The 26,991-nt window shown below is 64.1% G+C and carries 22 protein-coding genes, 1 tRNA gene and 1 pseudogene; 14 read left to right on the forward strand and 10 right to left on the reverse strand.

Translation table 11 applies throughout. The annotated features are described in order from the left end of the window. The first annotated feature begins 103 nt into the window (after positions 1 to 103). The 3 genes from hemH to JKL45_RS15660 all read left to right on the forward strand — a co-directional run bounded on the left by hemH (position 104) and on the right by JKL45_RS15660 (position 2,659). The gene (gene hemH, locus JKL45_RS15650) at positions 104 to 1,165 is read left to right on the forward strand and encodes a ferrochelatase (protein ID WP_201862448.1); all 1,062 of its coding nucleotides are present in this window, start codon (positions 104 to 106) and stop codon (positions 1,163 to 1,165) included. 61 nt (positions 1,166 to 1,226) lie between these two features. Next, on the forward strand, positions 1,227 to 2,213 hold the full coding sequence (locus tag JKL45_RS15655) for an SPFH domain-containing protein (protein ID WP_201862449.1): 987 nt from the start codon (positions 1,227 to 1,229) through the stop codon (positions 2,211 to 2,213). Beyond that, positions 2,210 to 2,659 (forward strand): NfeD family protein, encoded by a 450-nt coding sequence (locus JKL45_RS15660; protein WP_201862450.1) that lies wholly within the window; start codon positions 2,210 to 2,212, stop codon positions 2,657 to 2,659. Before JKL45_RS15655 ends, JKL45_RS15660 begins: the two co-directional genes overlap by 4 nt. 60 nt (positions 2,660 to 2,719) lie before the next feature. Here the strand turns inward: JKL45_RS15660 and JKL45_RS15665 are convergent, their stop codons facing one another. Both JKL45_RS15665 and galU read right to left on the reverse strand, forming a co-directional pair. Next, positions 2,720 to 3,715: a KpsF/GutQ family sugar-phosphate isomerase gene (locus tag JKL45_RS15665; RefSeq protein WP_201862451.1), complete on the reverse strand. Its 996-nt coding sequence runs from the start codon at positions 3,713 to 3,715 to the stop codon at positions 2,720 to 2,722. Positions 3,716 to 3,776: 61 nt separating this feature from the next. Then, positions 3,777 to 4,643 (reverse strand): UTP--glucose-1-phosphate uridylyltransferase GalU, encoded by an 867-nt coding sequence (gene galU / locus JKL45_RS15670; protein WP_201862452.1) that lies wholly within the window; start codon positions 4,641 to 4,643, stop codon positions 3,777 to 3,779. A gap of 211 nt (positions 4,644 to 4,854) precedes the next feature. On the opposite strand from galU, the gene galE reads away from it, so the two are divergent. The 3 genes from galE (at position 4,855) to JKL45_RS15685 (ending at position 8,466) form a co-directional block, all read left to right on the forward strand. Beyond that, positions 4,855 to 5,841 carry a UDP-glucose 4-epimerase GalE gene (gene galE, locus JKL45_RS15675; protein WP_201862453.1) on the forward strand — a complete coding sequence of 329 codons (987 nt, stop codon included), beginning with the start codon at positions 4,855 to 4,857 and terminating at the stop codon, positions 5,839 to 5,841. A gap of 93 nt (positions 5,842 to 5,934) precedes the next feature. Further along, complete coding sequence (locus tag JKL45_RS15680; RefSeq protein WP_201862454.1) at positions 5,935 to 7,152, forward strand: lytic murein transglycosylase; 1,218 nt, start codon at positions 5,935 to 5,937, stop codon at positions 7,150 to 7,152. Positions 7,153 to 7,218: 66 nt separating this feature from the next. Continuing rightward, positions 7,219 to 8,466 (forward strand): SGNH/GDSL hydrolase family protein, encoded by a 1,248-nt coding sequence (locus JKL45_RS15685; RefSeq protein WP_201862456.1) that lies wholly within the window; start codon positions 7,219 to 7,221, stop codon positions 8,464 to 8,466. Between the two features lie 77 nt (positions 8,467 to 8,543). On the opposite strand, the gene JKL45_RS15690 is transcribed toward JKL45_RS15685, so the two are convergent. Together JKL45_RS15690 and gltB are read right to left on the reverse strand one after the other, a co-directional pair. Further along, entirely contained in the window at positions 8,544 to 9,965 is a 1,422-nt protein-coding gene (locus JKL45_RS15690) for a glutamate synthase subunit beta (protein ID WP_201862459.1), read from the reverse strand. A 20-nt stretch (positions 9,966 to 9,985) separates the two neighbouring features. After that, positions 9,986 to 14,704, reverse strand: coding sequence for a glutamate synthase large subunit (gene gltB, locus JKL45_RS15695; protein ID WP_201862460.1), 4,719 nt, complete (start codon positions 14,702 to 14,704; stop codon positions 9,986 to 9,988). Between the two features lie 569 nt (positions 14,705 to 15,273). Here gltB and JKL45_RS15700 point away from each other — a divergent pair. Continuing rightward, positions 15,274 to 16,350: a threonine aldolase family protein gene (locus JKL45_RS15700; RefSeq protein ID WP_201862461.1), complete on the forward strand. Its 1,077-nt coding sequence runs from the start codon at positions 15,274 to 15,276 to the stop codon at positions 16,348 to 16,350. A 169-nt stretch (positions 16,351 to 16,519) separates the two neighbouring features. Here the strand turns inward: JKL45_RS15700 and JKL45_RS15705 are convergent, their stop codons facing one another. Further along, positions 16,520 to 16,975, reverse strand: coding sequence for an Hsp20 family protein (locus JKL45_RS15705; RefSeq protein ID WP_201862466.1), 456 nt, complete (start codon positions 16,973 to 16,975; stop codon positions 16,520 to 16,522). Positions 16,976 to 17,165: 190 nt separating this feature from the next. On the opposite strand from JKL45_RS15705, the pseudogene JKL45_RS15710 reads away from it, so the two are divergent. Further along, positions 17,166 to 18,110, forward strand: a pseudogene (locus tag JKL45_RS15710) (alpha/beta hydrolase); the annotation flags it as partial. 48 nt (positions 18,111 to 18,158) lie between these two features. On the opposite strand, the gene hisN reads toward JKL45_RS15710, so the two are convergent. Next, positions 18,159 to 18,941 (reverse strand): histidinol-phosphatase, encoded by a 783-nt coding sequence (gene hisN, locus JKL45_RS29955; RefSeq protein WP_312896969.1) that lies wholly within the window; start codon positions 18,939 to 18,941, stop codon positions 18,159 to 18,161. Positions 18,942 to 19,056: 115 nt separating this feature from the next. On the opposite strand from hisN, the gene JKL45_RS15715 reads away from it, so the two are divergent. Next, positions 19,057 to 20,316, forward strand: coding sequence for an MFS transporter (locus JKL45_RS15715; RefSeq protein WP_201862467.1), 1,260 nt, complete (start codon positions 19,057 to 19,059; stop codon positions 20,314 to 20,316). A gap of 174 nt (positions 20,317 to 20,490) precedes the next feature. On the opposite strand, the gene JKL45_RS15720 is transcribed toward JKL45_RS15715, so the two are convergent. Continuing rightward, positions 20,491 to 21,381, reverse strand: a complete 891-nt coding sequence (locus JKL45_RS15720) for an N-formylglutamate amidohydrolase (protein ID WP_201862468.1) — start codon at positions 21,379 to 21,381, stop codon at positions 20,491 to 20,493. Between the two features lie 178 nt (positions 21,382 to 21,559). Here JKL45_RS15720 and cpdR point away from each other — a divergent pair, with 178 nt between their 5' ends. The 5 genes from cpdR (at position 21,560) to JKL45_RS15745 (ending at position 23,965) form a co-directional block, all read left to right on the forward strand. Then, a complete protein-coding gene (gene cpdR / locus JKL45_RS15725; RefSeq protein ID WP_201862469.1) occupies positions 21,560 to 21,916 on the forward strand; it encodes a cell cycle two-component system response regulator CpdR in 357 nt (118 codons plus the stop codon). Between the two features lie 89 nt (positions 21,917 to 22,005). Next, positions 22,006 to 22,080: transfer RNA gene (locus JKL45_RS15730), tRNA-Val, on the forward strand. Positions 22,081 to 22,125: 45 nt separating this feature from the next. Then, entirely contained in the window at positions 22,126 to 22,251 is a 126-nt protein-coding gene (ykgO, locus tag JKL45_RS15735) for a type B 50S ribosomal protein L36 (RefSeq protein ID WP_009763379.1), read from the forward strand. Between the two features lie 73 nt (positions 22,252 to 22,324). Next, positions 22,325 to 22,936, forward strand: a complete 612-nt coding sequence (locus JKL45_RS15740) for a tetratricopeptide repeat protein (RefSeq protein WP_201862470.1) — start codon at positions 22,325 to 22,327, stop codon at positions 22,934 to 22,936. Between the two features lie 15 nt (positions 22,937 to 22,951). After that, a complete protein-coding gene (locus JKL45_RS15745) occupies positions 22,952 to 23,965 on the forward strand; it encodes an alpha/beta fold hydrolase (RefSeq protein WP_201862471.1) in 1,014 nt (337 codons plus the stop codon). Here the strand turns inward: JKL45_RS15745 and pyk are convergent. The 3 genes from pyk to JKL45_RS15760 form a co-directional block, all read right to left on the reverse strand. Further along, complete coding sequence (pyk, locus tag JKL45_RS15750) at positions 23,937 to 25,373, reverse strand: pyruvate kinase (RefSeq protein WP_201862472.1); 1,437 nt, start codon at positions 25,371 to 25,373, stop codon at positions 23,937 to 23,939. The genes JKL45_RS15745 and pyk overlap by 29 nt on opposite strands. Further along, on the reverse strand, positions 25,373 to 25,837 hold the full coding sequence (locus tag JKL45_RS15755; protein WP_201862473.1) for a DUF1036 domain-containing protein: 465 nt from the start codon (positions 25,835 to 25,837) through the stop codon (positions 25,373 to 25,375). Before JKL45_RS15755 ends, pyk begins: the two co-directional genes overlap by 1 nt. Before the next feature lie 137 nt (positions 25,838 to 25,974). Next, complete coding sequence (locus tag JKL45_RS15760) at positions 25,975 to 26,979, reverse strand: DMT family transporter (RefSeq protein WP_201862475.1); 1,005 nt, start codon at positions 26,977 to 26,979, stop codon at positions 25,975 to 25,977. Positions 26,980 to 26,991: the final 12 nt, after the last annotated feature.

Genomic DNA, 26,991 nt, shown 5'->3' on the forward strand with positions numbered 1-26,991 from the left:
CTAATGTGAAGGCAGTTTCGATTGGCGGATCGGCCTGAACCTCTTATTTAGGCGGCATCGGGAGTGGAATTCGGGACGAACTCCGCGGCCAAGGGGCTTTTTTATGAACGAGACCGTCAATCTGAATGATCTGCGCCAGGGTGTCCGCCCGGTGGACCATCCGCCCGCGAGGACCGGCCGGATCGGCGTGCTTCTGATGAACTTAGGGACCCCCGAGGGCACGAGCTACTGGCCCATGCGCCGCTACCTGAAGGAGTTTCTCTCCGACCGGCGGGTGATCGAGACCCCGCGCCTCCTGTGGTGGCCGATCCTCAACCTGATCATCCTGACCAAGCGCCCGGGCCCCAAGGGCCGCGATTACGCGTCGATCTGGAACAACGAGCGCGACGAGGGCCCGCTCAAGACCATCACCCGCAATCAGGCGGAGAAAGTAACCGAGCACTTGAAGAGCATCGCGGGCGACAGGATCACGGTCGACTGGGCCATGCGCTACGGCAAGCCGGAGGTCCGCGAACGCATCCAAGCCCTTCTCGACCAGGGCTGCGACCGCATTCTCCTTGTGCCGCTCTATCCGCAATATGCCGCCGCCACCTCGGCGACCGCCTGCGATCACGCATTCCGTGCGCTGATGGACATGCGCTGGCAGCCGACCGTGCGCGTCTCGCCGCCCTATCATGACGATCCGGTCTATATCGACTCCCTGGTCTCCTCGATGAAGAAGGAACTGGCGAAGCTTCCCTTCGAGCCAGAGGTGATCCTCGTCTCCTTCCACGGCGTGCCGAAGGAATACCTGCTCAAAGGCGATCCCTATCACTGCCAATGCGTGAAGACCTGGCGTCTCATGCGTGAGACCTTCGGCTGGTCGCCGGACAAGTTCCGCATGAGCTTCCAGTCCCGGTTCGGTCCAGACGAATGGCTGCAGCCCTACACCGACAAAACCGTGGAGGCGCTTGCAAAAAGCGGCGTGAAGCGCATGGCCATCGTGGCTCCGGGCTTCTCGGCGGATTGCCTGGAAACCCTGGAGGAGCTCGACGGCGAGAACCGCGAGATCTTCATGCACAACGGCGGCGAGCAATTCGCCTATCTGCCCTGCCTCAACGACAGCGACGACGGCATGCGCGTCATCAACCACATTGTAGAGCGTGAGCTTCAGGGCTGGCTCTAGGACTCGAAGCCTCTTTGCGCTAGCGTGAGACCTCTGCAACGACGTTGCCTAGAGAGGCCTCATGCTGGTGAGTGGTTTCGACATCTTCGTTATCGTTCTGGTGCTGCTCGTCGTTGTGACGATCGCCATGGGCATCCGGACGGTCCCGCAGGGCTATGCCTATACGGTGGAGCGGTTCGGGCGCTACTCGCGTACGCTCACCCCCGGTCTTGGTTTGATCGTGCCTTACATCGACCAGATCGGCAAAAAGGTGAATGTCATGGAGCAGGTGCTCGACATTCCGAGCCAGGAGGCCTTCACCCGGGACAATGCGGGCGTCACCATCGACGCGGCCGCCTTCTACCAGATCCTCGACCCCGCCCGCGCTTCCTACGAGGTCTCGGACATGAATCAGGCCTTGCTGGTTCTGACCATGACCAACATCCGCACGGTCGTAGGCTCCATGGATCTCGACCAATTGCTGTCACATCGCGACGAGATCAACGAGCGGCTTCTGCGGGTCATGGACGCCGCCGCCTCGCCCTGGGGCGCCAAGGTCACCCGCGTCGAGATCAAGGACATCCTCCCGCCGCAGGACCTCGCCGGCGCCATGGCGCGCCAGATGAAGGCCGAGCGCGAGAAGCGCGCAGCCGTTCTTGAAGCGGAAGGCCTGCGCCAGGCGGAGATCCTGCGCGCTGAGGGCCAGAAGCAGTCGCAGATCCTGGCAGCCGAGGGCCGCAAGGAAGCCGCGTTCCGCGATGCGGAAGCCCGCGAGCGTCAGGCCGAGGCCGAGGCGAAGGCCACCGGCATGGTGAGCGAAGCCATCACCAAGGGTGACCTCGCGGCTGCCAATTTCATTGTGGCGGAGAAATACATCGATGCGATCCGAGCCCTTGCGTCGGCTCCCAACCAGAAGGTGGTGATCGTGCCCATCGAGGTGGCGGGCCTCGCCGGAACGCTGGGCGGCATCGCGGAACTCACCAAGTCGGTGTTCGGAGAGGGCGGAGCGGGCCTCAACAAGCCTGCCCGCAGCGTTCCCACGGTCACGGGAGGCAATGACCGTTCATGATCCGGGATGCCTTCATCAGCTTCGGCGCCTGGGCCTGGATCATCCTCGGGGTCGTGCTGATCGGAATCGAGCTCGTGGCCCCGGGAGCATTCTTCCTCTGGCTCGGGCTGGCCGCCATCGCCACGGGCTTGCTCGATGCGGTGCTGGACCTCTCCTGGCAGGCCTCAGGGCTGCTCTTCGCGCTGCTCTGCGTGGCGGCAGTGATCCTCGGCCGAACCATCACCCGCTCCAAGACGCAGGACGAGCCTCAGGCCGAAATGCTCAACCGGCGCGGCCAAGCCCTCGTGGGCCGGGTCTTCACCCTTGAGACGCCCATCAAGGACGGGGAGGGACGCATCCGGGTCGATGACAGCTCCTGGCGCGTGACGGGAGCCGACCGCTTCGCCGGCGCCAAGGTGCGCGTCGTCCGGATCGAGGGCTCGACCCTGGTGGTCGACGATCCATAAGCATTTTCAGGCGAAGTGGATGCCGGTTCGCCGTCAAGAAAATGCGTTAAGCAAAGAACCTCAGGCTGCGCCTGCCCGCAGCAGATCGAGATAATGCACGAGGCCGACAGGGCGGCTGTTCTCGACCACGATCAGGGCCGTGATCCGGGAAGCCTCTTCCATCTCGAGGGCGCTGGCCACGAGGGCGTCCGGTGCGATGGTGCGCGGCGTCTTGGTCATGATGGCTGTGACCGGCAGTGTCGCCAGATCGGGCCTCAGGTTGCGGCGCAGGTCGCCGTCGGTGACGATGCCGGCGAGCGTACCGTCGCCGTTCACCACGATCACGGCGCCAAAGCCCTTGCGGCCGATCTCCTCAATCGCTTCACCCATATGGGCCTCGATGCCGACGACCGGCAGGCGCTCGTCCTTGTGCATGATCTCGCGCACGAGCTTGAGCCGCGCGCCGAGCTTTCCGCCCGGGTGGAAGACCCGGAAGTGATCGGCCGTAAACCCGCGCCGCTCCAGCAGGGCAACGGCCAGGGCATCGCCCAGCGCCAATTGGATCGTGGTCGAGGTGGTGGGCGCAAGCCCGTTGGGGCAGGCCTCCTTGGCCTTCGGCAGGGTCAGGCAGACATCGGCGGCACGCCCCAGGGTAGATTCCGCACTGGACGTCAGGGCGATCAGCGGTACTCGGAAGCGGCGGGAATAGCCGATGATGTCGGCAAGCTCCGCCGTCTCACCCGACCAGGACAGGGCGATGATCACGTCGTCCGTCTGGATCATGCCCAGATCGCCGTGGCTCGCCTCCGCCGGGTGGACGTAATGGGCTGGGGTGCCGGTCGACGCGAAGGTGGCGGTCATCTTGCGGCCCACATGGCCGGACTTGCCCATGCCGGTGACGATGACCCGGCCCTTGGCCGCCGCGATCGTTTCAATGGCTGCGGTGAATGGGGCGCCGAGGCCGTTGCCAATGGCTTCCATGAGGATGGTCAGCCCGTCCCGCTCGGTCTCTAACGTGCGCAGGGCCGACTGGATGGCCGGATCGGGCGAGTGGGGTGCGGGTTTTGCAAGTGCCATGGCCGCCCTTTAGCATAGGCGGGCGGCCATGCGGAACCCTTTGGCGGAACCTTGAAGCCGCCTACTTCTGCCGCAGCAGTGCTTCCAGTTCTTTACGGAACTCTGCCGAGAGCTCCTCGCGCTCCAGGGCATAGGCCACGTTGGCCATCAGGAAGCCGATCTTCGAGCCCGTGTCGTAGGTCTTGCCTTGATACTTCATGCCGAAGAAGGGCTGCTCCTTCATGAGGCGGATCATGGAATCCGTGAGCTGAATCTCGTTGCCGGCGCCGCGCTCCTGGTTCGAGAGCAGGTCGAAGACCTCGGGCTGGAGGATGTAGCGGCCGGAGATGATGTAGTTCGACGGCGCGGTGCCCTTCGGGGGCTTTTCCACCATGCCGGTGATCTCGAAGGTCTGGCCGAATTCCTGGCCCACCGACACGATGCCGTACTGGTGGGTCTGGTCCTCGGGCACTTCCTCAACGGCGATGATGTTGCCGCCGTGCTTGTCGTAGGCTGCGATCATCTGCTCCATGGAGCCGCGGCTGAGCATGTCAGGCAGGATCACCGCGAAGGGCTCATTGCCCACCAGCTCGCGGGCGCACCAGACCGCATGGCCCAGCCCCAAGGGCTCCTGCTGGCGGGTGAAGCTCGTCTGGCCCGCCTGGGGCTGGTCCTTGGCCAGGGTCTCCAGCTCCTTGGTCTTGCCGCGGCCTTCGAGTGTGCGGTTGAGCTCGTAGGCGATGTCGAAGTGGTCCTCGATCACGGCCTTGTTGCGGCCGGTGACGAAGATGAAGTGCTCGATCCCCGCGGCGCGGGCCTCGTCGACCACGTGCTGCACCACCGGACGGTCGACGACGCACAGCATCTCCTTGGGCACGGCCTTGGTGGCCGGCAGAAACCGGGTGCCGAGACCGGCGACGGGCAGGACTGCTTTGCGGATACGCTTCATTGAATGAGCCATGATTGAGCCGAAAGGTGGAGGGGTAATCTAAGACAGGACCCGGAAAAGGAAACCGACAAAGGTCAAGCTTCGGTGACCCATAACGCAATAGTCACCGGCTTGTTTCATCGGGGCGCTTCTTCATTGAAGCTCTGGACCTGAATTGAAGCTGAAGCGTTGTGGTTAAGCTGCCAGGCGGGGCAGTTTTTCGGAGATGGACATGGCGGTACTGGTGACGGGCGGCGCGGGCTATATCGGCAGCCACATGGTGCTCGAGCTTCTGGACGCGGGCGAGACCGTGGTGGTGCTCGACAACCTCTCGACGGGCTTCCGCTGGGCCGTTCCGCAGGAAGCCACCTTCGTGACCGGCGACGTGAGCGATCAGGCTCTCGTGTCCAGCATCATCGACGAACACGGCATCGACAGCATCCTGCATTTCGCCGCCAAGATCGTTGTTCCGGAATCCGTTACCGATCCGCTGGGCTATTATTTCGGCAATACCGTGAAGACCCGAGCGCTCATTGAGGTTGCGGTCCAGAAGGGCATCAGGAACTTCGTCTTTTCCTCAACGGCAGCCGTCTACGGCAATGCCGAGGCCCCCCTGCTGACCGAGGATATGCCGCTCGTGCCGATCAATCCCTACGGTCGCAGCAAGCTCATGTCCGAATGGATGTTGCAGGATGCCCACACGGCCCATGGGCTGCGCTACGCCATCCTGCGTTACTTCAACGTCGCGGGCGCCGATCCCAAGGGCCGCTCCGGCCAGTCGACCCCTCAGGCCACCCATCTCATCAAGGTGGCGGCTCAAGCCGCGCTCGGCCAGCGGCCTCATCTCGACGTGTTCGGAACGGATTATGCGACCCCGGACGGCACCTGCGTGCGCGATTACATCCAAGTCAACGACTTGGCCCGTGCTCACCTCGTGGCCCTGCAGCATCTTCGCCATGGGGGCGATTGCACGATCATGAATTGCGGCTACGGCCATGGTGCTTCGGTGCTGGAGGTCGTGGACGTGGTCAAAAGGGTCTCGGGCGTCGATTTCGAGGCTCGCCTGAGCCCGCGCCGGCCCGGCGACCCGGCCCAGCTCGTGGCAAAGGTCGACAAAATCCGTGAGCTCGGATGGGAGCCGCAGCACGACAATCTGGAGGAGATCGTCGAGCAGGCCCTGCGCTGGGAACAGGCCCTAGCGGGTCGAAAAGCCGCATAGGGCCCTACCTATAAGGCTAGCTGTCAACCGGGTGTTAACTCTCGTAGTGTCGCAATGGCAGGACAACTTGTCCTGTTTCCGTGAGCGACATCCATGCGCCAGCTTCTGGTGCGCCGCCTCTCCGGCGCCCTCCTTCTCGGTTTGAGCCTCACCGCCGGTGCGGACCTCATGGCATTGCCTGCTCAGGCGCAGGAGGTGTCGCAAGCCGGCTTCCAGCGTTTCGTGCAGGGGCTCTGGCCGGAGGCCAAGGCGCGGGGCATCTCGCAAGCCACTTTCAACGAGGCGTTCCGGGACGTCGAGCCCGACGCCAAGATCATCGCGCTCACCAAGAAGCAATCCGAATTCGTCCGCCCGATCTGGGACTACATCAACGGTTCCATCTCGTCCGAGCGCCTGAAGCGCGGCCGGGACATGGCCGCCAAGTGGTCGAAGACGCTCGCGGTCGTGGAGAAGACCTACGGTGTCCCACGCTCCGTGGTGCTCGGGGTCTGGGGCATGGAAACCAATTACGGCAGCTTCACCGGGTCGATCTATGCCATCCGGGCGCTGTCGACCCTGGCCTATACCGGCTACCGGGCCGAGTTCTTCCGGGAGGAACTGCTTACCGCGCTCCAGATCCTGGAGCAGGAGCATGTGGACCGCTCCAAGATGCTGGGCTCCTGGGCGGGCGCCATGGGCCAGACCCAGTTCATGCCCTCGAGCTTCATGAAATACGCCGTCGATGGCAACCGCGACGGCATGCGGGACATCTGGTCCTCGGTGCCGGACGCCATGGCGTCCACGGCCAATTACCTGCGCCAGCATGGCTGGGAGCCGGGGCTTCCCTGGGGCTTCGAGGTCCAGCTGCCGAAGGATTTTGACTTCCGTTACCTCAAGCTGAACTTTGCCCAATGGCAAACCGTTGGCCTGCGCCGGGCCGATGGCAAAGCCATGCCGCGGGCGGGCGAGGCCTCCCTGTTCCTGCCGGGCGGAGCCGGTGGACCGGCCTTCCTGGTCACCAAGAACTACGATGTGATCAAGTCTTATAATTCCTCCGATGCCTATGCCATGGGCGTGGCGCATCTCGGCGACCGCCTCATGGGTGGTCAGCCGATCCAGGGGGCTTGGCCCAAGGAGCCCATGCTCGCCAAGGACCAGCGCCAGGAACTGCAGGAGCGCCTGGCCCGCCTCGGCTTCTATGAGGGCGATACGGACGGAAAATTCGGCTCCAAGACCCGGGATGCCGTGCGGAACTTCCAGCTTCGGCGTGGTTTGATCCCGGATGGCTATGCGGATTATGCTGTCTTACGCGAACTGCGTGCGACCCGCTGACGGAGCTGCTCCTGCAACTCCACCTCCAGGCTGGTCCGGATTAGAGTGGAACCGCCTATGAGGATAGTGCCGATTCTTCAGCGTATGACCCTGACCCTGCTCCTTGCGGCGGGCGGGGTCGATGCGGCCCTGGCGCAGTCCGGCTATTACCAGCAGCAGCCGGGCTACCGGGATCAGCGGGCTTATCCGCCCGGCTACTACCCCGGAAAGCTCGTGCAGCCGGCTCAACCCCAGCCTCAGCAGGGCTTCAGCATCCGACGCTTCTTCGGCGCTCGGGACGAGCCTCCGCCGCCCGCGCGCGCTCCCGTCTCGAGACCCCGCAGGTCCGCACCTCCACCGGCGGCCGTAGCCAAGCAGGAAAAGCCGAAGGTCAATCCGAGCACCTATGTGGTGGTGTTCGGCGATGCCCTAGCGAGCTATGCCCGGCAGGGGCTGGATGCCCAATTCAGCGACGACCAGGACATTGCGGTCGTCTCTAAAGTCCGCAGCGACACCAACCTCGTTCGCACCGACCCGGCGGACTGGCCCAACACCATCAAGGCCACTCTGGATGGGGGGCAGAAAACCTCCATAGCCGTCGTCATGCTGGGCACGAATGATCGGCAGTCGATCCGGGACGGCGACGAGAGCGCGGAGCCCTTGTCCGACCGATGGAAGGAGCTCTACCGCCAGCGAATCGATGCGATCACGGGCGTTCTGAAGGAGCGCAAGGTTCCCTTCGTGTGGATCGGCTTACCGCCCATGAAGAACAGCAAGATTTCCGACGATCTCGTTGCCATGAACGATATCTACAAGGAGAGCGTCCAGAGCAACGGCGGCGTCTATGTGGATATCTGGCCAGGCTTCGTGGACGAGGACAACCGCTACACCGATATCGGCCCGGATGTGGACGGGGATCCAACCAAGCTTCGGACCAATGAAGGCGTGTTCTTCACCCGGGCTGGCGCGCGGAAAGTGGCCTTCTTCGCCGATACGGAGATCAAGCGCGTTCTGGGCTTGAGCGGAACGGCAACAGCCGCTGCGCCTGATCCAGCACAGATCGCGCCTGCCGATGGATCGGCCGCGCCTACCATTGAGGCAGCGCTGCCACCACCGCCTGATGCCGCCATTCCTGCTGCCCTGCCACAGAAGCCGCTGGTCGGGCCGGTCCTGCCGCTGACCCGCCAGGACGTTGCGCCGGGAGGCACCCTTGTGTCGGCGCCGCCGAAGCTGACCGGCGACAATGCCCATACGGTCCAGCGCGCTCTGCGGGTCGGAATCGCTCCCAGCGCACGCCCCGGTCGGGCGGATGATTTCCGGTGGCCCAATCCGTAAAGACGGTTCTACAACAGAAAGCGGCGGCTCACCCACGGGATGAGCCGCCGCTTTTGTTTTCATAACAGATCGTGAGGTTAGACCGGCAGAGTGCTGGAGCCCATCAGGAAGGTGTCGATGGACCGGGCAGCCTGACGGCCCTCGCGGATTGCCCAAACCACCAGCGACTGGCCGCGGCGCATGTCGCCGGCGACGAAGACCTTGTCGCTCGAGGTCCTGTAGCTCCTGTCGTCGGCTACCACATTGCCGCGCCGATCCATGGCGACAGCGGACTGCTCCAGCAGGCCTTCCTTCACCGAGCCGGCAAAGCCTATGGCGATGAAGACGAGATCCGCCTTCAAGATGAACTCGCTGCCCGGGATGGGCTGGCGCTTCTCATCGACACGGGCGCATTGCACGCCGGAGACGCGGCCCTTCTTGCCGACGACGCCGAGCGTCGCCGCCTGGAACTCGCGCTCCGCGCCTTCGGCCTGAGACGAGGAGGTGCGCATCTTGGTGGGCCAGTAGGGCCACACGGTGAGCTTGTCCTCGCGCTCCGGCGGCTTGGGGCGGATGTCAAGCTGCGTCACGGAGAGCGCGCCTTGGCGGAACGCGGTGCCGACGCAGTCGGAGGCTGTGTCGCCGCCGCCGATCACCACCACGTGCTTGCCGCCCGCGAGGATTGGCTCCTCGGTGACCTCCTCATGACCCACGCGCTGGTTGGCCTGGGTGAGGTAGGGCATCGCATAATACACGCCCGCGAGTTCCTGCCCCGGCAGGTTCGGATTGCGCGGATCCTCCGCGCCGCCGGCGAACAGCACCGCGTCGAACTCGTTGTGGAGCGAGGCGAAGCTGCGATCGATGCCGATATTGACGCCGCAATGGAAGATAACGCCTTCGGCCTCCATCTGCTTCACGCGGCGGTCGATGTGGTACTTCTCCATCTTGAAGTCGGGAATGCCGTAGCGCAGGAGGCCGCCGGGCTTTGCCTGACGCTCGAACACATGCACCTCGTGGCCCGCGCGGGCGAGCTGCTGGGCGGCCGCCATGCCGGCGGGGCCTGAGCCGATCACGGCCACGCGCTTGCCGGTCTGAATGTCCGCTGGCTCCGGCTTCACGAAGCCCATCTCCCAGGCCTTGTCGGCGATGGCCTGCTCGATGGTCTTGATGGTGACCGGCTGGTTCTCGAGGTTCAGCGTACAGGCTTCCTCGCAGGGCGCCGGGCAGATGCGGCCCGTAAATTCGGGGAAGTTGTTGGTGGTGTGGAGGTTGCGCGCGGCCTCCTCCCAATCGTCGGACCAGACGAGGTCGTTCCAATCGGGGATCTGGTTATGCACCGGGCAGCCTGTCGGCCCGTGGCAGAAGGGGATGCCGCAATCCATGCAGCGCCCTGCCTGCTTGCGCAGATCGTTGGTGTCGAGCGGCAGCGTGAACTCGCGGAAGTGGCGCACGCGCTCACCGGCGAGCTGATACTTCTGCTCCTGCCGGTCGTATTCGAGAAAGCCTGTGACCTTGCCCATGGGTTTGCCCCTTACAATCCTTATTCCGCCGCCTGCAGGTTCCGGAGACGATCCATCTCCTGGAGCGCACGGCGATACTCGACCGGCATGACCTTTACGAACTTGGTGCGGTAGGTCGTCCAGTTGTCGAGGATCTCCTTGGCGCGCGTCGAGCCCGTATAGGTGTGGTGATTGGTGATGAGCTGCATCAGGCGCTCTTCATCGGGGCCGGACATGTTGGCCATGATGTCGATGCGGCCCTTGGTCTCCAGGTCGCCGCCGTGATGGTGAAGACGGCGCATCAGGTCCTCCTCCTCCTCGACGGGTTCGAGATCGACCATGGACAGGTTGCAGCGCTTGGTGAAGGTGCCGTCCTCGTCGAGCACATAGGCGATGCCGCCCGACATGCCCGCCGCGAAGTTGCGGCCGGTCTGGCCCAGCACCACCACGAGGCCGCCCGTCATGTATTCGCAACCGTGATCGCCCGTGCCCTCGACCACCGCGATGGCGCCCGAGTTGCGCACGGCGAAGCGCTCGCCCGCCACGCCGCGGAAATAGGCTTCGCCGGCAATCGCCCCGTACATCACCGTGTTGCCGACCACGATGGAGTTTTCGGGCAGTGCCTTGGAGCGAGTCGAGGGGCTGATGATGATCTTGCCGCCCGACAGGCCCTTGCCGACATAGTCGTTGGCTTCGCCTTCCAGGTTCAGCGTCACGCCGGCCGCCAGCCACGCGCCGAAGCTCTGGCCCGCGGTGCCTTTGAGCTTCACGGTGATCGTGTCATCGGGCAGACCTTCATGGCCGTAGCGCTTGGCGACTTCGCCGGAGAGCATGGCGCCCACCGTCCGGTCGGAGCTTTTCACCTTCGACTCGATGGTGACGGCCTCGCCGCTTTCCAAAGCAGGCCCGGCCTGCGCGATGAACGAGCGGTCGAGCACGTCGGTAATCGGGTGAACCTGACGCTCCTCATGGCGGATCGCTACGTTCGCAGGCACTTCGGGCTTGTGGAAGAGCTTCGTGAAATCGAGGCCCTTCGCCTTCCAGTGATCGATGGCCCCGTTCTTGTCGAGGAGATCGGACTGGCCGATCATCTCGTCGATGGAGCGGAAGCCCATCTCGGCCATCAGCTCGCGCACTTCCTCGGCGACGAAGAAGAAGTAGTTGATGACGTGCTCCGGCAGGCCCTTGAAGCGCTTGCGCAGCACCGGATCCTGTGTAGCAACGCCGACCGGGCAGGTGTTGAGATGGCACTTGCGCATCATGATGCAGCCGGCCGCAATCAGCGGCGCGGTCGAGAAGCCGAATTCGTCGGCACCGAGAAGCGCCGCGATGATGACGTCGCGCCCCGTGCGCAGACCACCATCGGCCTGAAGCGCCACACGGCCGCGCAGGCGGTTGAGCACCAGGGTCTGCTGGGTCTCGGCGAGGCCGATCTCCCAGGGGGAGCCCGCATGCTTCAGAGAGGTGAGGGGAGACGCGCCCGTGCCGCCCTCGAAGCCCGAGATCGTGATGTGATCGGCTCGTGCTTTGGCGACGCCCGCCGCAACAGTGCCGACGCCCACCTCCGCCACGAGCTTCACCGACACGTCGGCCGAGGGGTTCACGTTCTTCAGGTCGAAGATCAGCTGCGCCAGATCCTCGATGGAGTAGATGTCGTGGTGCGGCGGCGGGGAGATGAGGCCGACGCCCGGGGTGGAGTGGCGCACGCGCGCAATCCTGGCATCGACCTTGTGGCCCGGAAGCTGTCCGCCCTCGCCGGGCTTCGCTCCTTGAGCGACCTTGATCTGCATCATGTCGGCATTGACGAGATATTCCGTCGTCACGCCGAAGCGGCCGGAGGCCACCTGCTTGATCGCCGAGCGCCTGGACATGCCGTTCGCCAGAGGACGGAAGCGCTCCGGCTCCTCGCCACCCTCGCCGGTGTTCGACTTGCCGCCGATGGCGTTCATGGCGAGCGCCAGGGTCTCGTGTGCCTCCTTTGAGATCGATCCGAAGGACATGGCGCCGGTGGAGAAGCGCTTCACGATGTCCTGCGCGGACTCAACTTCGTTCAACGGCACAGGAGCGCGGCCCGTCTCATCGGCGTTCTTGATGCGGAAGAGGCCGCGGATGGTCTTGAGCTCGTTGTCCTGCTCGTTCACGAGGCGCGCATATTCGCGGTAGCGGTCCTGCGCGTTGAGGCGCACCGCGTGCTGCAGCGTCGCAACTGTGTCCGGATTCCAGGCATGCACCTCGCCGCGCGTCCGGTAGGCGTATTCGCCGCCCACATCAAGCGCGTTGCGGTAGATCGGCGCGTCGCCGAAGGCGTCACGATGGCGGCGGACGTTCTCCTCCGCCACCTCGTTCATGCCGATGCCCTCGATCGAGGTCGCGGTGCCGAAGAAGTCGCGGGCCACGAAGTCGGTCTTGAGACCGACCGCGTCGAAGATCTGCGCGCCGCAATAGGACTGGTAGGTGGAGATGCCCATCTTGGACATCACCTTGAGCAGGCCCTTGCCGATGGACTTGATGTAGCGCTTGACCGCCTCATCCGCGTCCACCTCTTCCGGCAGCTCGCCGGCCTCGCGCATCGCGGCAATCGACTCGAAGGCGAGGTACGGGTTGATCGCTTCCGCGCCGTAGCCGGCAAGACACGCAAAGTGATGGATCTCGCGCGGTTCGCCGCTCTCGACCACGAGGCCGACCGAAGTGCGCAGGCCCTTGCGGATGAGGTAGTTGTGCACGGCGGCGGTGGCGAGCAGCGCCGGAATCGGGATGCGGTCCGGGCCAACCATGCGGTCCGACAGGATGATGATGTTGTAGCCGCCGTGCACCGCTGCTTCCGCACGGTCGCAGAGGCGGTCGACCGCGCCGTCGAGAGCGGATGCGCCGAGCTCCGCGTCATAGGTGATGTCGAGGGTCTTGGTGTCGAAGCGGTCCTCGAAATGGCCGATGCAGCGGATCTTCTCCAGATCCTCGTTGGTAAGGATTGGTTGGCGCACTTCGAGCCGCTTGCGGCGCGAGGTGCCCTCAAGATCGAGAATGTTCGGACGCGGGCCGATGAACGACACGAGACTCATGACGAGCTCTTCGCGGATCGGATCGATCGGCGGATTCGTCACCTGGGCGAAGTTCTGCTTGAAATAGGTGTAGAGCAGCTTCGACTTGTCGGAGAGCGCGGAGATCGGCGTATCCGATCCCATGGAACCCACCGCCTCCTGGCCGGTGACGGCCATGGGCTGCATGAGGAGCTTGAGATCCTCGGTCGTGTAGCCGAAGGCCTGTTGGCGGTCGAGGAGCGACACGTCCGTGCGGGACTCGCGCGCCTGCACGGGCTTCAGGTCTTCCAGCACGATCTGCGTGCGCTTCAGCCACTCCTTGTAGGGATGCGCGTTGGAGAGCTGCTGCTTGATCTCGTCATCGGAGACGATGCGGCCTTCCTCCAGATCGATGAGGAGCATCTTGCCCGGCTGCAAACGCCACTTCTCGACGATCTTCTCCTCCGGGATCGGCAGCACGCCCATCTCGGAAGCGAGCACCACGAGGCCGTCATCGGTCACGAGATAGCGGGCTGGGCGCAGGCCGTTGCGGTCGAGGGTCGCACCGATCTGCTTGCCGTCGGTGAAGCACACGGCGGCAGGGCCGTCCCACGGCTCCATGAGGGCAGCGTGGTATTCGTAGAAGGCGCGCCGGTCGTCGTTCATGAGCTTGTTGCCGGCCCATGCTTCCGGGATCAGCATCATCATGGCGTGGGAGAGCGTGTAGCCGCCACGCACGAGGAACTCGAGCGCGTTGTCGAAGCAGGCGGTGTCGGACTGTCCCTCATAGGAGATCGGCCACAGCTTCGAGATGTCGTTGCCGAAGAGCTCGGAATCGACGGAAGCCTGGCGAGCTGCCATCCAGTTCACGTTGCCGCGCAGGGTGTTGATCTCGCCGTTATGGGCGACCATGCGGTAGGGGTGCGCGAGCTGCCAGGTCGGGAAGGTGTTGGTGGCGAAACGCTGGTGCACGAGCGCGATGGCGCTCTCGAAGCGCGGGTCCTGCAGGTCGAGGTAATAATCGCGCAGCTGCGTGACGAGCACCATGCCCTTGTAGACGATGGTGCGCGAGGACAGGCTGACCGGGTAGTAGCCCTTCGTGCGCTCGTCCTTCATGTCGTAGACGGCGTTGGAAATCACCTTGCGGGCGATGAACAGGCGGCGCTCGAAGGTCTCGGCATCGTCCATGCCTTTGCCCTTGCCGACGAAGATCTGGCGGTGCAAGGGCTCGGTGGCCTTTACGCTCTCACCCAGATCGCTCGAATCCACCGGCACGTCGCGCCAGCCGAGAACCTGAAGGCCCTCGTCGGTGATCGCCTTGGTGACGATCTCCTCGACGAGCTTGAAGCCTTCCGGGTCGCGCGGCATGAACAGGTGACCGGCGCCGTACTGACCGGCCTCGGGCAGCCAGATGCCGACCTTGGCGCATTCGGCCGCAAAGAACTTGTGTGGGATCTGAACGAGAATGCCGCAGCCGTCGCCCATCTTGGGGTCGGCGCCCACCGCGCCGCGATGGTCGAGGTTGTGCAGGATGGCGAGACCCTGCTCGACGATCTCGTGCGACTTGCGGTTCTTCATGTCGGCGATGAAGCCGACGCCGCAGGAATCCTGCTCATTGGCCGGGTTGTAGAGGCCCTGGGCTGCGGGCAGGCCCGGATCGCGCACGATTTTGAGCATATCGGCTGCATTGGCCGTGCGGCTTGGCACTTGGGCTTCCAGGCTCTTGGTCGGCACGTCGCTCATGGCAGGTCCTTACATCCGAACGCGTCATCTAGTTTTATTGAGGCGGCTTTTGGGCCGGCCGGATGATCGGATCGTCCGGATGCCCGCCGCTTCTTCGGTCTTGTCGAGGGGTGGGTCCGGCAGGGGAGCCCGCTCCTCGCGGGCATCCTTTGGGCTTGAGTTCAGCCCAGAGTCGCCCGTCCCGCCCACGCTTTGCGGGCGGATTTCGTGGTATCTCGTTTCGTTCGCGTGGTGCGAAGCATCAAGAAAACCCCAGGGCGTCAAACAAAGGGTGCAGGCACCCCAAAAGGGACAGTATCGCTGTCCTAATGGGTTAAAACTGCCAGAGTTTGTTGCAGGGCACAAGTGGGTTTAGAAAAATTTTAGACAAAAGTTACAAGCCAACAACCTGGGATGTAACAAAAGCAGCTTTTCGACCCATCGGGACGCAAGTCTCAGCCGATGGGTCAATGTTCTTGACATGTTGCCGGAGACGCAGGGGTGGACCTGCCCACTTCTCCCGTAAGCGCATCCAAGCCATGCCTGAAAAGGCATTTCCCTTCCGGGCGTGATGTTCTAGGACAGCGCCCATGAATTTCGCCAGCGACAACATCGTGGGAGCCAGCGCTCCCGTTCTCCAAGCCATCTTGCAGGCCAATGCCGGCGCCATGGCGGCTTACGGCAACGACGAAATCACCAAGCGCGTCAGAGAGCGCTTCAACGAGATCTTCGAGCGTGAGGTCTCCGTCTTCTTCGCGACGACCGGGACGGCGGCCAATGCGCTTGCCCTCGCGTCCGCCGTGCCACCCTATGGCCTCTGCGTCTGCCATCGGGAGGCTCACATCATCGACGATGAATGCGGGGCGCCGGAATTCTTCATGCATGGGGCCAAGCTCGCCGGTCTGCCGGGCGTCGGTGCCAAGCTGAAGGCGGATGACGTTGCCGCTTATCTGAACAGCTTGCCTAAAGCCGTGAAGCAGATGCCGCCGAAGGCTCTCTCGATTTCGCAGGTGAGCGAGGGCGGCCTCGTCTACGGCCCGGATGAGCTGGCAGCCCTGGGGCAGGTCTGCCGCGATCACAGCCTGTCCTTCCACATGGACGGTGCCCGCTTTGCCAATGCCCTGGTGGCCCTCGGCTGCACCCCGGCCGAGATGACCTGGAAGCAGGGCGTCGACATCCTTTCCTTCGGGGCCACCAAGAACGGTGGCCTCATGGCCGAGGCCATTGTGGTGTTCAAGCCGGAACTGGCGGAGGCGCTGGACTACCGCTCCAAGCGCGCCGGTCAGATCATCTCCAAAGGCAGGCTCATTGGGGCACAGTTCGAAGGCTACTTCGCGGACGATCACTGGCTCGCCAATGCCCGCCACGCCAACCGTATGGCCAAGCTCCTGTCGGAGGGGCTGATGCAGCTCCCCGGCGTGCGTCTTGCCTGGCCGACAGACGCCAACGAGGTCTTCCCGATCATCCCGCAGACCTTGAACAAGGCCCTCAAGGAAGCCGGCATCCTCTACCATCCCTGGACCGAGCTAAGCCTGCCGGAAACGGAGCGGGTGGGAGAGAACGAGGTTTTGATCCGCCTCGTCGCCTCCTGGGCCACACAGGAGGAGGACGTGCGCAAGCTTCTGGAGATTGCCTCTTCCGGGGTATCGCGCCAAGCCGCTGAGTGATTGCCCTAACCCTGCCGCATTCGCGCGCGAATGGTCATCTCAAGAGACCCTTGACCCACGGGGCAGCCCTCCAGCCCCAGCGGGATTTTACCAAGGACCAGGACTACCAAATAAAAAAGCGCCCCGGCATGTACCGGGGCGCTCTTCGTTTCAGCCGTGAAGCAGACGATTAGGCAGCCTTTGCCTCGATGGTCTGAGCGGCGTTCGTGGAAATCGGAATGAGCTTCGGCTTCTTGGCCTCGGGCGTCTCGCGCACGAGGTCGAGGTGAAGCAGGCCGTTCTCGAGGGCAGCACCCACCACCTGAACGCCATCGGCCAGCTGGAAGCGCCGGTCGAAGCTGCGGGCCGCGATACCCTGGTGGAGAACGTCGACTTTGCGCTCTTCCGAAGGCTTGCGCTCACCGCGTACGGAAAGGGTGTTCTCCTTCACCTCGACCGTCAGGTCGCGATCGGTGAAGCCGGCGACCGCAATCGAGATGCGATAGGCATTCTCGCCGGTGCGCTCGATGTTGTAGGGCGGGTAGCTCGGGGCCGCATCGACGCTGACCATCTGGTCGAGCATCGAGAAGAGACGGTCGAAGCCGACCGTGTTGCGGTACAGGGGAGCGAGATCAAACTGTCGCATGGCATATCCTCCGCTTGAAGCAACATGCAGGAAATGAAGATCCACCTGTTGAGGCTGGATCCGGTTTTCGTGCCGCCGTCATGGCCGGCACGCTCTCGATGTGGGCGTGGATATGGTTGCTTTCAAGAGGGTCGTTCCTTAAGCCGAGCTGCCCTATAAAGAGGTCACCTTTTCGAGTTGGAACCCCGAGTTGGACCCCACTGTGGAATTCATCACCACCTCTGACAATCCCGTGCCCGGCGAGCCGAAGCTGGTCAGCGTGACGACCCGCGACGGCATTGCGCTGCGAGCCGCCACCTGGATGCCGGAGACCGAGGAGCCGCAGGGCACGATCTGCATCCTGCAGGGCAGGGCGGAGTTCATCGAGAAGTATTTCGAGGTGGTGGGCGAACTCCTCGACCGGGGCTTTGCCGTCGTGGCCTTCGACTGGCGCGGGCAGGGGCTCTCGGGCCGGCAGGTGAGCAACCCGCGCAAGGGTCACGTCCGGCGCTTCTCCGATTACCGCCACGACCTTGAAGCGATCCGCGACCAGATTCTCGTGCCGCACATGCCGGAGCCGCATTTCGGGCTGGCCCATTCCATGGGCGGGGCCATTGCCCTGAATGCCGCCTACGAGACATGGCTCCCCTTCCGCCGGCTCGTGACCACGACGCCGATGATCGCGCTGTGCATCATCAAGCGCACCCGCATCTCGGCCTCCTTCGCGCGATTCCTCAGGCTCTTCGGAATGGGCAAGATGTTCGTGCCCGGCGGCGGCGAAACCTCGATCTCCACCATGCCGTTCAAGGGCAATCGCCTGACCGGCGATCCTGTCCGCTATGGCCGCAACGCCGAGGCTGCCCACGCCATCGGGGCCGGGGCCATCGGGGCCCCGACCGTCGCCTGGATCGACGGCGCCTTCCGGTTCATGAAGCGCTTCGCCGATCCGCGCTATGCCATCAAGATCCGCCTGCCCACGCTGATCGTGGCGGCTGGCGCCGACCCCGTCTGCGCGACACCCGCGACCGAGCGTTTCGCCTCCCGGCTCAAGGCGGGCCGTGTGATCGTCCTCCCGGGCGCCCGGCACGAGATCCTCATGGAGCGGGATGTAATCCGCGAGCAGTTCTGGGCCGCCTTCGACGCCTTCATCCCGGGGACGCCCGATCCGGTGCCATCAGCAAAACGCGATCTGGCGGAGGTCGGTTTAACGGCTGAGCAGCTCGATGGCGGCGGCATGGACCCGGCGGTCGCCCGCAGCGACGACGCGCCCGCCCTCAGCGGCGGAGCCGCCATCCCAGGCGGTGACGATGCCGCCGGCGCCCTCGATGATCGGGATCAAGGCCGCGATGTCGTAAGGCTTTAGCCCCGACTCGACCACGAGGTCGATGTGGCCCGCCGCCAGCATGCAATAGGCGTAGCAATCGCAGCCGTAGCGGGCGAGGCGCGCGACGCTCTCCACCCGGTCATAGGCGCGCAGTTCGTCCCCGGCGAAGATGCGCGGGCTTGTGGTGGAGATCACCGCATCCTTGAGCGAGGCGCAGCGGCGGGCTTTCAGCTTGCGCTCGCCGCCGGGGCCGCGATAGGTCGCGCTGCCGGTATCGCCGAAGAAGCGCTCGCCGGTAAACGGCTGGTGCATCATGCCGAAAACCGGCTGCTTCTTGTGGGTCAGGCCGATCAGCGTGCCCCAGGTGGGAAGGCCCGCGATGAACGCTCGGGTGCCGTCGATGGGATCGAGAACCCAGACGTAATCCGCATCCGCTTGTTCGGCGCCGAATTCCTCGCCGATGATGCCGTGCGTGGGAAAGCTGCGCTTGATGAGATGGCGCATGGTCGCCTCACCGGCCCGGTCGGCCTCCGTGACCGGATCGAAGGCTCCGCCACGGGACTTGTCCTCCGTGGCGATGGCGGTGCGGAAGAAGGGAAGGATCGCCTGGCCTGACTGGGTCGCGAGTTCATTGACGAAATGCGTGAAGTCGATGAGCGCCATGGCGTCCCAATCCCCTGAAAGAATAATGCGGACGGCCTTGGCCCGCCTGCGGTGAGCTTTTATCAAGCGCCTGTCGCGCGGCAAGAGAGCAGCGGCGAATAAGGATCGAGAACGCATGGATTCCGCGCCCAAGCCTGGCCCGACCCGCTCCGAGACGGCCCTTTTTCTGATTGCAGCCCTCGTGTCGATCTATGCAGTCAGCCAGTTCCTGCGCAACTCCATCGGGGTCATCGCCAATGATCTGGCCCGGGAGCTCGATCTCTCGGCCACCCAGACGGGGCTGCTCTCAAGCGCGTTCTTCTTCTCCTTCGCGGCCGTGCAGATTCCGATCGGCATCCTCATCGACCGCTATGGCCCCAAGCGCACCATGCTGGCGACGGCCGTGCTGACAGTGCTCGGCACTGTTCTCTTCGCACTCGCCCCCTCGGCTTCCCTGCTCATTGCCGCCCGGGTGCTGATGGGGCTCGGCTGCTCCACCTTCTTCATGGCCCCGCTGGTGATCTATGCGCGGCGCTTCTCCCCGGAGCGTTTTGCCGGGCTCACCAGCCTGCAGATGGGCCTGGCCAATGTCGGTACCCTGGCGGCCACGGCTCCCTTGGCAGCGTCGGCTGCCGCCTTCGGCTGGCGGGCCTCGTTCCTGGCCGTTGCGGTCCTGACGGTCGCCATCGCCCTCATGATCGTCTTCCTCGTGCCCAAGGATTTAGGAGCGGACAGGCCGAAGGAGACATGGGCTGCCGCGTTGCGGGGCGTTGCCGCGGCCTTGAAGGTGCCTTCCTTCTGGCCCGTCTTCTTCATGCACTTGGCTACCTATGGCTGCTTCGTCTCCGTCGTCGGCCTCTGGGCCGGGCCGTGGCTGTCGGACGTGCATGGGGCGGATCTCACGACCAGAGGGAATGTCCTGCTCCTGGGCGCGTCGGCCCAGATCTGCGGCATGCTGCTGTGGGGGGCGATGGATCGGTTCTGGGGGAGCTACAAGAAGCCGGTGATGATCGGCAGCACGATGACGATCCTGCTCCTCGCTGTCCTGGTGTTCGTGCCCCTGCCTCAGCCCTGGGCGACGCTCTGGTTCGTGCCGTTCGGCCTCTTCGTGGCCTACACGCCTATTCTCACCAGTCATGGAAAATCGCTGTTCCCGTCGGCCCTGACGGGGCGGGGCATTACGCTGATGAACATCGGAACCATGGGCGGGGCCTTCCTGTCGCAGAGCGTGACCGGCATGCTCATCGACCTTATGGGACGCTCTGAGCAGGGCCTCTACCGGCCCGAAGGCTATCGCCTCGTCTTCGGTGCCCTGGCGGCAGCGCTGCTGCTCAGCCTGCTCTTCTATACCAGAGCCATCGATCCTCATCCGAGCAGATATGCAACAAAGTCATAACTGAAGGCGAAATTTCTGTTGCAATTTGTGCGCTGCGGCGTAATTATTGCAGTGCGATATGGCGATGGCGTCGCCTTATTGCATGCCCTTCTTGGGCGTTTCCTCCCTAAACTTCGGGCCGCTGGCAACAGTGGCCTTTTTCTTTGCCTGAAGCTCCTCGGAAAACTTTGAGCCTTATTCCGCCGCGATGGGCCGGGAGGTCAGTTCGCCGGCGATATCCGCGATCACCTGGGCGAAAGCCTGGGTTAGATCGTCGGCCAGCACCGGGAAGGCGGTTTTCTTCGCCATGCTGCGCTCGTCCATGTAGAGCGCCCGATTGATCTCGATCTGCAGGGCATGCCGCCCGAGGGCAGGTTCGCCGTAATGTTCGGTGATGAAGCCGCCCGCATAGGGCTTGTTGCGCACAACCGTGTAGCCGCGCCCCCGCAGAGCCGCCTCCGCGAGATCGATCAGCAGGGTGGCGCAGCTCGTCCCATAGCGGTCGCCGAGCACGATATCGGCCTTGATCCCATCCTCACGGCTGACGCTGGAAGAGGGCATGGAATGGCAGTCGATGAGAATGGCATGGCCGAAGAGCTGCGACGTGCGGCGCACCAGATGACGCAGAGTGCGGTGGTAGGGCTTGTAGAGCCATTCGATCCGGTGAAGAGCCTCGTCCACCGGCAGGCGCGAGCGGTAGATCTCCTGCCCGTCGGCCACGATGCGCGGGATCGTGCCCAAGCCTCCCGCCACCCGCATGGAGCGCGTGTTGGAGAAGGATGGCAGGCGCCCGTCGAACATCCGGGAATCGAGTTCGTAGGGCTCCCGGTTCAGGTCGAGGAAGGCCCGCGGGAAATGCGCCGTCATCAAGGGAGCGCCAAGCTCCATGACCGACGCGAACAATTCATCGACGAAAGCGTCCTCGGACCGTCTCAGGGCAATGGCATCAAGCCGGGATGAAGCCAGAAAGGACGCCGGATAGATGGCACCCGCATGCGGCACGTTGAACACGAAAGGGACCGTCTGCATGGCAGGTTCGGTGACGGTGAAGGGAGGATCGAACTCGTCGACAATGGCTGGCCGCATCAGGAAATGAACTTGACTATGGTGGAAGAAAAGCCGGTCTTCAGGCTAGTGTAAGGCAGCGCCGTCGCCTGTCCATGACAATATCGTATCGAAACCGCGGCCTTCTTTCACGGCTTGTTTACTCTCGATCCGGCATGAAGGTCTGAACCCATTCGCTATGATTCGGGGCTGGCAACCGATGAAGATCATTCTCGCCGAAGACGACAACGACATGCGACGCTTCCTCGTGAAGGCGCTGGAGAACGCAGGCTACGACGTAGCCTCGTTCGACAACGGCCTTTCCGCCTATAACAGGCTGCGCGAGGAACCGTTCGAACTCCTGCTGACGGACATCGTCATGCCCGAGATGGACGGCATCGAGCTGGCCCGCAAGGCCACTGAGCTCGATCCGGACATCAAGGTGATGTTCATCACGGGCTTCGCCGCCGTCGCGCTCAACCCGGACTCCCAGGCTCCTCGCGATGCGAAGGTCCTGTCGAAGCCGTTCCACCTGCGCGACCTGGTGACCGAGGTCGACAAAATGATGGCGGCCTAAAAAAGGCCTCCTACAAGGCTTGCGCCCGCGCCCGCTTGTGGGTATATCGCCCCCACAGCCGAGACGGGACCTAAAAATCACCGTTTCCCGGGCGCGTAGCTCAGCGGGAGAGCACTACGTTGACATCGTAGGGGTCGCTGGTTCGATCCCAGCCGCGCCCACCATTTTTCTTTTTTCCGGCCTTCCCGAGGGGCCGCAGGAGACCGGATATGAAGATCCGTAACTCGTTGAAGTCGATCCGCGGCCGTCACCGCGACAACCAGCTGGTTCGTCGCAAGGGCCGGGTCTACATCATCAACAAGACCCAGAAGCGCTACAAGGCCCGTCAGGGCTGAAGTGGCGGGTGCGGCGATGCCGCACACGAGAATCTGAATTGACCGTGCATGCCGGGACCCTAAAATTCCCGGCATGCGCTTTTTCGCGTCTGCCCTGATCCTATCTCTGAGCCTCCTGTCACACCCCCTTGGTGCGCAGGAGCCTGCGCGTCCAAGAGGCGCCCCGAAGGACCAGACCGAGCCGGCCAAGCCCAACCCCCCGAAGGTATCCAGCCTCGACGAGCTGTTCGGGCGTCTCGGCAAGGCTGAAAGCGAGCGGGAGGCTAAAGGAATTGCCTCCCTGATTGAGCGGCGCTTTTCCCGTTCCGGCTCCGACACGGCCGATCTCCTGCTGAGCCGGGCCGCCGAAGCGTTCGGGAAGAAGGACTTTCCCCTCTCCATCGAATTGATCGACCGCGTCCTGGCGCTCCAACCCAATTGGGCGGAGGCCTGGTACAAGCGCGCCACGGTGTTCTACCAGCTCGACGACCCGGTGGGCGCCATGGCGGACCTTCATCGGGCGCTGAAGATCGAGCCCCGGCACTTCAACGCCTGGACGGGCCTGGGCCACATCCTGATGGCGTCCGATGACAAGGTGCGGGCGCTGCAGGCCTACCGGAAGGTGCTCGAGATCAATCCGCAGATGGATGACGTCAAAACTATCGTGACGCGGCTGACCCCTGAGGTTGACGGGCAGGATCTCTGATCCCAGGTTCCCGGGATGACCCTGCTCCTCGTCCTGGCTGCGCCTTTCCTCGTTCTGATCCTAGGGGCCGCCTTCACCTATCTTTATGCCTGGAGCATCGAGCGGCGCTTCCCGCCGACGGGCCGCTTCATCGAGGTCGAGGGCTGCCGCCTCCACTATCGGGAGGAGGGGCCCGCAGGTGTCCCGTCCCAAGGCACCATCGTCCTTCTCCATGGCGCATCCTCGAACCTTGTCGAATCCATGCTGGGCATGGGAGCGGCACTCTCGCAGCGCTATCGGGTGATCGCCATCGACCGCCCCGGCCATGGCTGGAGCGAACGCAAGCCCGGAATGGCCGAGGCCGATCCTGCCCGGCAGGCGGCGCTGCTCGCCGAGGCCCTGCGCCGACTCGACGTGCACAATGCGGTGGTCGTGGGGCATTCCTGGTCCGGAACCATCGTGCCGCATTTCGCCCTCGACTACACCGACGTGGCCGGCGCGATTGTCGTGCTCGCCGGCATCACGACCCCCTGGCCCGGCGGTTATATCGGCTGGTACCGCCGCCTGATCGATTCCTGGGCAAGCTGGATCTGGTTCCGCACATGGGCCGTGCCGCTCCTGCTCGTGCTCCGGCCCTGGATGAAGAAGAAAACGTTCTGGCCGCAACGCCCGCCCAAAGGCATCGTGACGAAGGGCTTCATCCCGCTGGCCTTCCGGCCAAGGGCCTACGAGGTCAACATGCAGGACTTCGCCGTCATGTATGACGGCGTTGTCGAACAGAGCAGCCGCTACCGGGGGATCCGCCTGCCCACGCTGGTGATCGCAGGGGATGCGGACGAGATCGTCTGGACCGACCTTCACAGCCGGTGCTTCGCCCGCGAAGTGCCGGACGCGGAGCTGATCCTCATGCCTGGCATCGGCCATATGCCGCAATATGCGGATCAGGAAACGGTGCTCTCCGCCATCGAGGCCCTGGCCGAACGCATCGCGCCGGCCAGAGCCTCGTTCGGGCGGAAGTGGATCACGCCTGAGCGGCATGCTCCTGATTGATGAAGGCGATGCGCACCATGTTGGTGGCGCCCGGCGTGCCGAAGGGCATGCCGGCCACGATGATCACCCGGTCGCCGACATTGGAGAAGCCTTCGCGCACGGCGAACTTGCAGGCGCGGAATGCCATGTCGTCGATGTTGCTCGCATCCTTCGTGCGGATCGAATGCACGCCCCAGACCAGGGCGAGGCGGCGGGCGGTGTCGATGCTGGGAGTCAGCGCAATCACCGTGGAATTCGGCCGCTCGCGGGCGATGCGGAAGGCTGTCGAACCCGAGAAGGTCCAGGCCGCCACCGTCTTGAGGTTGAGCGTATCGGCGATCTGGTGGGAGGCCGCCGCGATGGCGTCCGAGCCCGTGGCTTCCGGCTCTGCATTGAGCGTGCGCACGATCGACCAGTAGTTCTGATCCTGCTCCACCTCTTCGGCAATCCGGTTCATGGTGGCCACCGCGTCGATCGGATACTGGCCCGAGGCGCTCTCGGCAGAGAGCATCACCGCGTCGGCTCCGTCATAGACGGCGGTCGCCACGTCGGACACCTCGGCGCGGGTGGGCACCGGGGAGGTGATCATGGATTCCAGCATCTGGGTCGCCACCACAACGGGCTTGCCATAACGGCGCGCCGTGCGGACGATGCGCTTCTGGATGCCAGGCACCTTTTCCAGCGGCATCTCGACGCCGAGATCGCCGCGGGCGACCATGACCGCGTCCGAAATCTCGATGATCTCCTCAAGGCGGGTGATGGCCTGGGGCTTTTCGAGCTTGGACATGACGAGGGCGCGGCCGCGGGCCACCTTCTTCACCTCCGCCACGTCCTCCGGGCGCTGCACGAAGGACAACGCGATCCAGTCCACGCCGGCATCGAGCGCGGCCTCGAGGTCCGAGCGGTCCTTCTCCGTCATGGCAGCCACCGGAATGGTGGTGTCGGGCAGGCTCACGCCCTTGCGGTTGGAGATCTTGCCGGCAACCTCGACCGAAGTCGTGGCCGAGCCCTGCTTCACGCTCTTCACGCGAAGCCGCAGCTTGCCGTCATCGATCAGGATCGTGTGGCCAGGCTCGAGCGAGGAGAGGATTTCCGGATGAGGCAGGTGCACCCGGTCGATGGTGCCGGGCGTCTTGTCTGCGTCGAGGGTGAAGGACTGACCCGGCACCAGCATGGCACCGTCGCCTTCGAAGGCGCCGATGCGCAGCTTAGGGCCCTGCAAGTCCGCCAGGATCGCGATGGGACGCCCGAACTTGGCCTCGACGGAGCGGATCATCGCGACCCGCTCCTTCAGCTTCTCGCGGGGCAGGTGGCTCATGTTGAGGCGGAACACGTCGGCGCCCGCCTCGAACAGCTTGGCGATCATCTCCGGGTTCTCGGAGGCCGGCCCCAAGGTTGCTAGAATCTTCGTGCGTCGTGAACGTCTCATTATGGCTGCCCCCCTGGGCGGTTTGTTTCGGTGAGCTGAATGGTCCAGCTCTTCTGTTCTCCGGTGTCGACTTCGAAGAAGCCGCTGCGGTCAAAGCCTCTGGCGAGGCAATCCTCCGTGCCGCGAATCGTGAATTCGCGCTCCCGCGTGCACATGAACGAGCGCCCGCTCCACTCACCGCCCCGGTCGTAATCGATGGCGTAGACGTAATAGAAGCGTCCGGCGAGCTGGCCCTTCAGCAGGGTCTCGCAGCCACGAGCGGTGAGATTCCACCAGCCTTCCGTGACCCAGCCTTGCGCATCCCGGTAGCCGAGCGCGATGCCGACCCGGCTCGAGGTCATGTTGCACAGGCGCAGATCCGCCTTCGCGGGAGAAGCGGCCAGCAGGCCCCCGCCCACGACGAAGGCCGCGAGTGCAAGGCTTCGCCGGCAGAAAGCGGACGATGTGAGGGTGAAGGCCTTCATGGATATGGTTTGGTCGAATCGAAAGGAATGAAATCGCACAATGGGTCAAGAACTTTGGCGAATCGTTGTCGGCCAGATGCGCCCCAGGAGCAAGACTTTCGAACCGATGGCTCGAAGAATTTGCCGCCGGCATGGCTTCATCGACACAGGCGGCGGACTTGAGGGCCGACAACGCTCCCCGTTCGGGGAGGAGATTGCCGTGCTGTCAAGGCCTGCGTCTCGGGTTTCGGGCGTGCCACCCAGATGCCGAACAGAATCAGTGCTCCGCCCAAGGCCTGGATCGGCGTCAGTGCCTCGTTCAGCACGGCCCAGCCGAACACGGCCGCGGCGATCGCCTCCAGGAAGATCACCAGTGACGAGAAGGTCGCCGGCAGCCGCCCGAGCGCGATGGCGAGCAGACCCTGGCCACCCGCATGGCTGATGTATGACATGGCCAGCAGCGCCGCGATGCCTTGCGCCGTCTGCGGGATCACCCGCGTGTCGAACAGGACGGCGATGACCAGAAGGATGGCCGATGTGATGAGCCCCGCCTCGAAGGTCACCCGCGCGGCGCCTGCCGTTTTGCGCGCCCGGCTGGCAGCGAGAAAGTACATGCCGAAGAAGAACGCCGTGGCGACCCCGTAGAGATCGCCCTCGATCCGGGCCGGATCCGCCTGGAGGCTCTGGCCGATCAGGGCGGCTCCGCCCAGGAGACAGAGGCCGAGGCCGAGAAAGGTGCCCCGCGACACCTGCTGCCGGAGCACGAGCCAGACGGTCAGCACGACGAAGAGCGGCGCCATGGTGGCAAAGAACGTGGCGTTGGCCACCGTCGTCTTGAGAATCGCCAGGTGCCAGAAGAACAGATCGCCGGCAAAGACGATGCCGCCCAGAATGCTGGCCTTGGAAAAGCGAACCCTTGGCGCGTCACTCGGCGCACGCTTCTCCTCAATGCGCATCCACGCATAGAGCAGGGGCAGGCAGAGCGAGACGCGCCAGAAGGCGCTGGCGAACGGCCCCACATCGGCCGGGGTTCCGCCCATGTCGGCGGAGGCGAAGCGGACGAAGATCGGCGAGATGCCCATGGCCACGGCGCCCAGGCAGAGGGCGGCAAAAGCGGAGGCAAAGCCCGGTTCAACGCGGGCCGTGGTGGATGTCGGGGACATGTCGGTCTTGAA

Source organism: Microvirga soli, from assembly GCF_016734765.1.
In the GTDB taxonomy this organism is placed as follows: Bacteria; Pseudomonadota; Alphaproteobacteria; order Rhizobiales; family Beijerinckiaceae; genus Microvirga; species Microvirga soli.

What these genes read in the sequence shown, in the direction of transcription:
- galU (WP_201862452.1), bottom strand. Translation starts at nt 4,643, where the DNA reads ATGAAGCGTATCCGCAAAGCAGTCCTGCCCGTCGCCGGTCTCGGCACC.
- hemH (WP_201862448.1), top strand. Translation starts at nt 104, where the DNA reads ATGAACGAGACCGTCAATCTGAATGATCTGCGCCAGGGTGTCCGCCCG.
- JKL45_RS15745 (WP_201862471.1), top strand. Translation starts at nt 22,952, where the DNA reads ATGACCCTGCTCCTCGTCCTGGCTGCGCCTTTCCTCGTTCTGATCCTA.
- JKL45_RS15690 (WP_201862459.1), bottom strand. Translation starts at nt 9,965, where the DNA reads ATGGGCAAGGTCACAGGCTTTCTCGAATACGACCGGCAGGAGCAGAAG.
- JKL45_RS15665 (WP_201862451.1), bottom strand. Translation starts at nt 3,715, where the DNA reads ATGGCACTTGCAAAACCCGCACCCCACTCGCCCGATCCGGCCATCCAG.
- JKL45_RS15705 (WP_201862466.1), bottom strand. Translation starts at nt 16,975, where the DNA reads ATGCGACAGTTTGATCTCGCTCCCCTGTACCGCAACACGGTCGGCTTC.
- JKL45_RS15720 (WP_201862468.1), bottom strand. Translation starts at nt 21,381, where the DNA reads ATGCGGCCAGCCATTGTCGACGAGTTCGATCCTCCCTTCACCGTCACC.
- hisN (WP_312896969.1), bottom strand. Translation starts at nt 18,941, where the DNA reads ATGGCGCTCATCGACTTCACGCATTTCGTCAATGAACTCGCGACCCAG.
- JKL45_RS15760 (WP_201862475.1), bottom strand. Translation starts at nt 26,979, where the DNA reads ATGTCCCCGACATCCACCACGGCCCGCGTTGAACCGGGCTTTGCCTCC.
- ykgO (WP_009763379.1), top strand. Translation starts at nt 22,126, where the DNA reads ATGAAGATCCGTAACTCGTTGAAGTCGATCCGCGGCCGTCACCGCGAC.
- cpdR (WP_201862469.1), top strand. Translation starts at nt 21,560, where the DNA reads ATGAAGATCATTCTCGCCGAAGACGACAACGACATGCGACGCTTCCTC.
- JKL45_RS15660 (WP_201862450.1), top strand. Translation starts at nt 2,210, where the DNA reads ATGATCCGGGATGCCTTCATCAGCTTCGGCGCCTGGGCCTGGATCATC.
- gltB (WP_201862460.1), bottom strand. Translation starts at nt 14,704, where the DNA reads ATGAGCGACGTGCCGACCAAGAGCCTGGAAGCCCAAGTGCCAAGCCGC.
- JKL45_RS15715 (WP_201862467.1), top strand. Translation starts at nt 19,057, where the DNA reads ATGGATTCCGCGCCCAAGCCTGGCCCGACCCGCTCCGAGACGGCCCTT.
- galE (WP_201862453.1), top strand. Translation starts at nt 4,855, where the DNA reads ATGGCGGTACTGGTGACGGGCGGCGCGGGCTATATCGGCAGCCACATG.
- JKL45_RS15655 (WP_201862449.1), top strand. Translation starts at nt 1,227, where the DNA reads ATGCTGGTGAGTGGTTTCGACATCTTCGTTATCGTTCTGGTGCTGCTC.
- JKL45_RS15740 (WP_201862470.1), top strand. Translation starts at nt 22,325, where the DNA reads ATGCGCTTTTTCGCGTCTGCCCTGATCCTATCTCTGAGCCTCCTGTCA.
- pyk (WP_201862472.1), bottom strand. Translation starts at nt 25,373, where the DNA reads ATGAGACGTTCACGACGCACGAAGATTCTAGCAACCTTGGGGCCGGCC.
- JKL45_RS15755 (WP_201862473.1), bottom strand. Translation starts at nt 25,837, where the DNA reads ATGAAGGCCTTCACCCTCACATCGTCCGCTTTCTGCCGGCGAAGCCTT.
- JKL45_RS15700 (WP_201862461.1), top strand. Translation starts at nt 15,274, where the DNA reads ATGAATTTCGCCAGCGACAACATCGTGGGAGCCAGCGCTCCCGTTCTC.
- JKL45_RS15680 (WP_201862454.1), top strand. Translation starts at nt 5,935, where the DNA reads ATGCGCCAGCTTCTGGTGCGCCGCCTCTCCGGCGCCCTCCTTCTCGGT.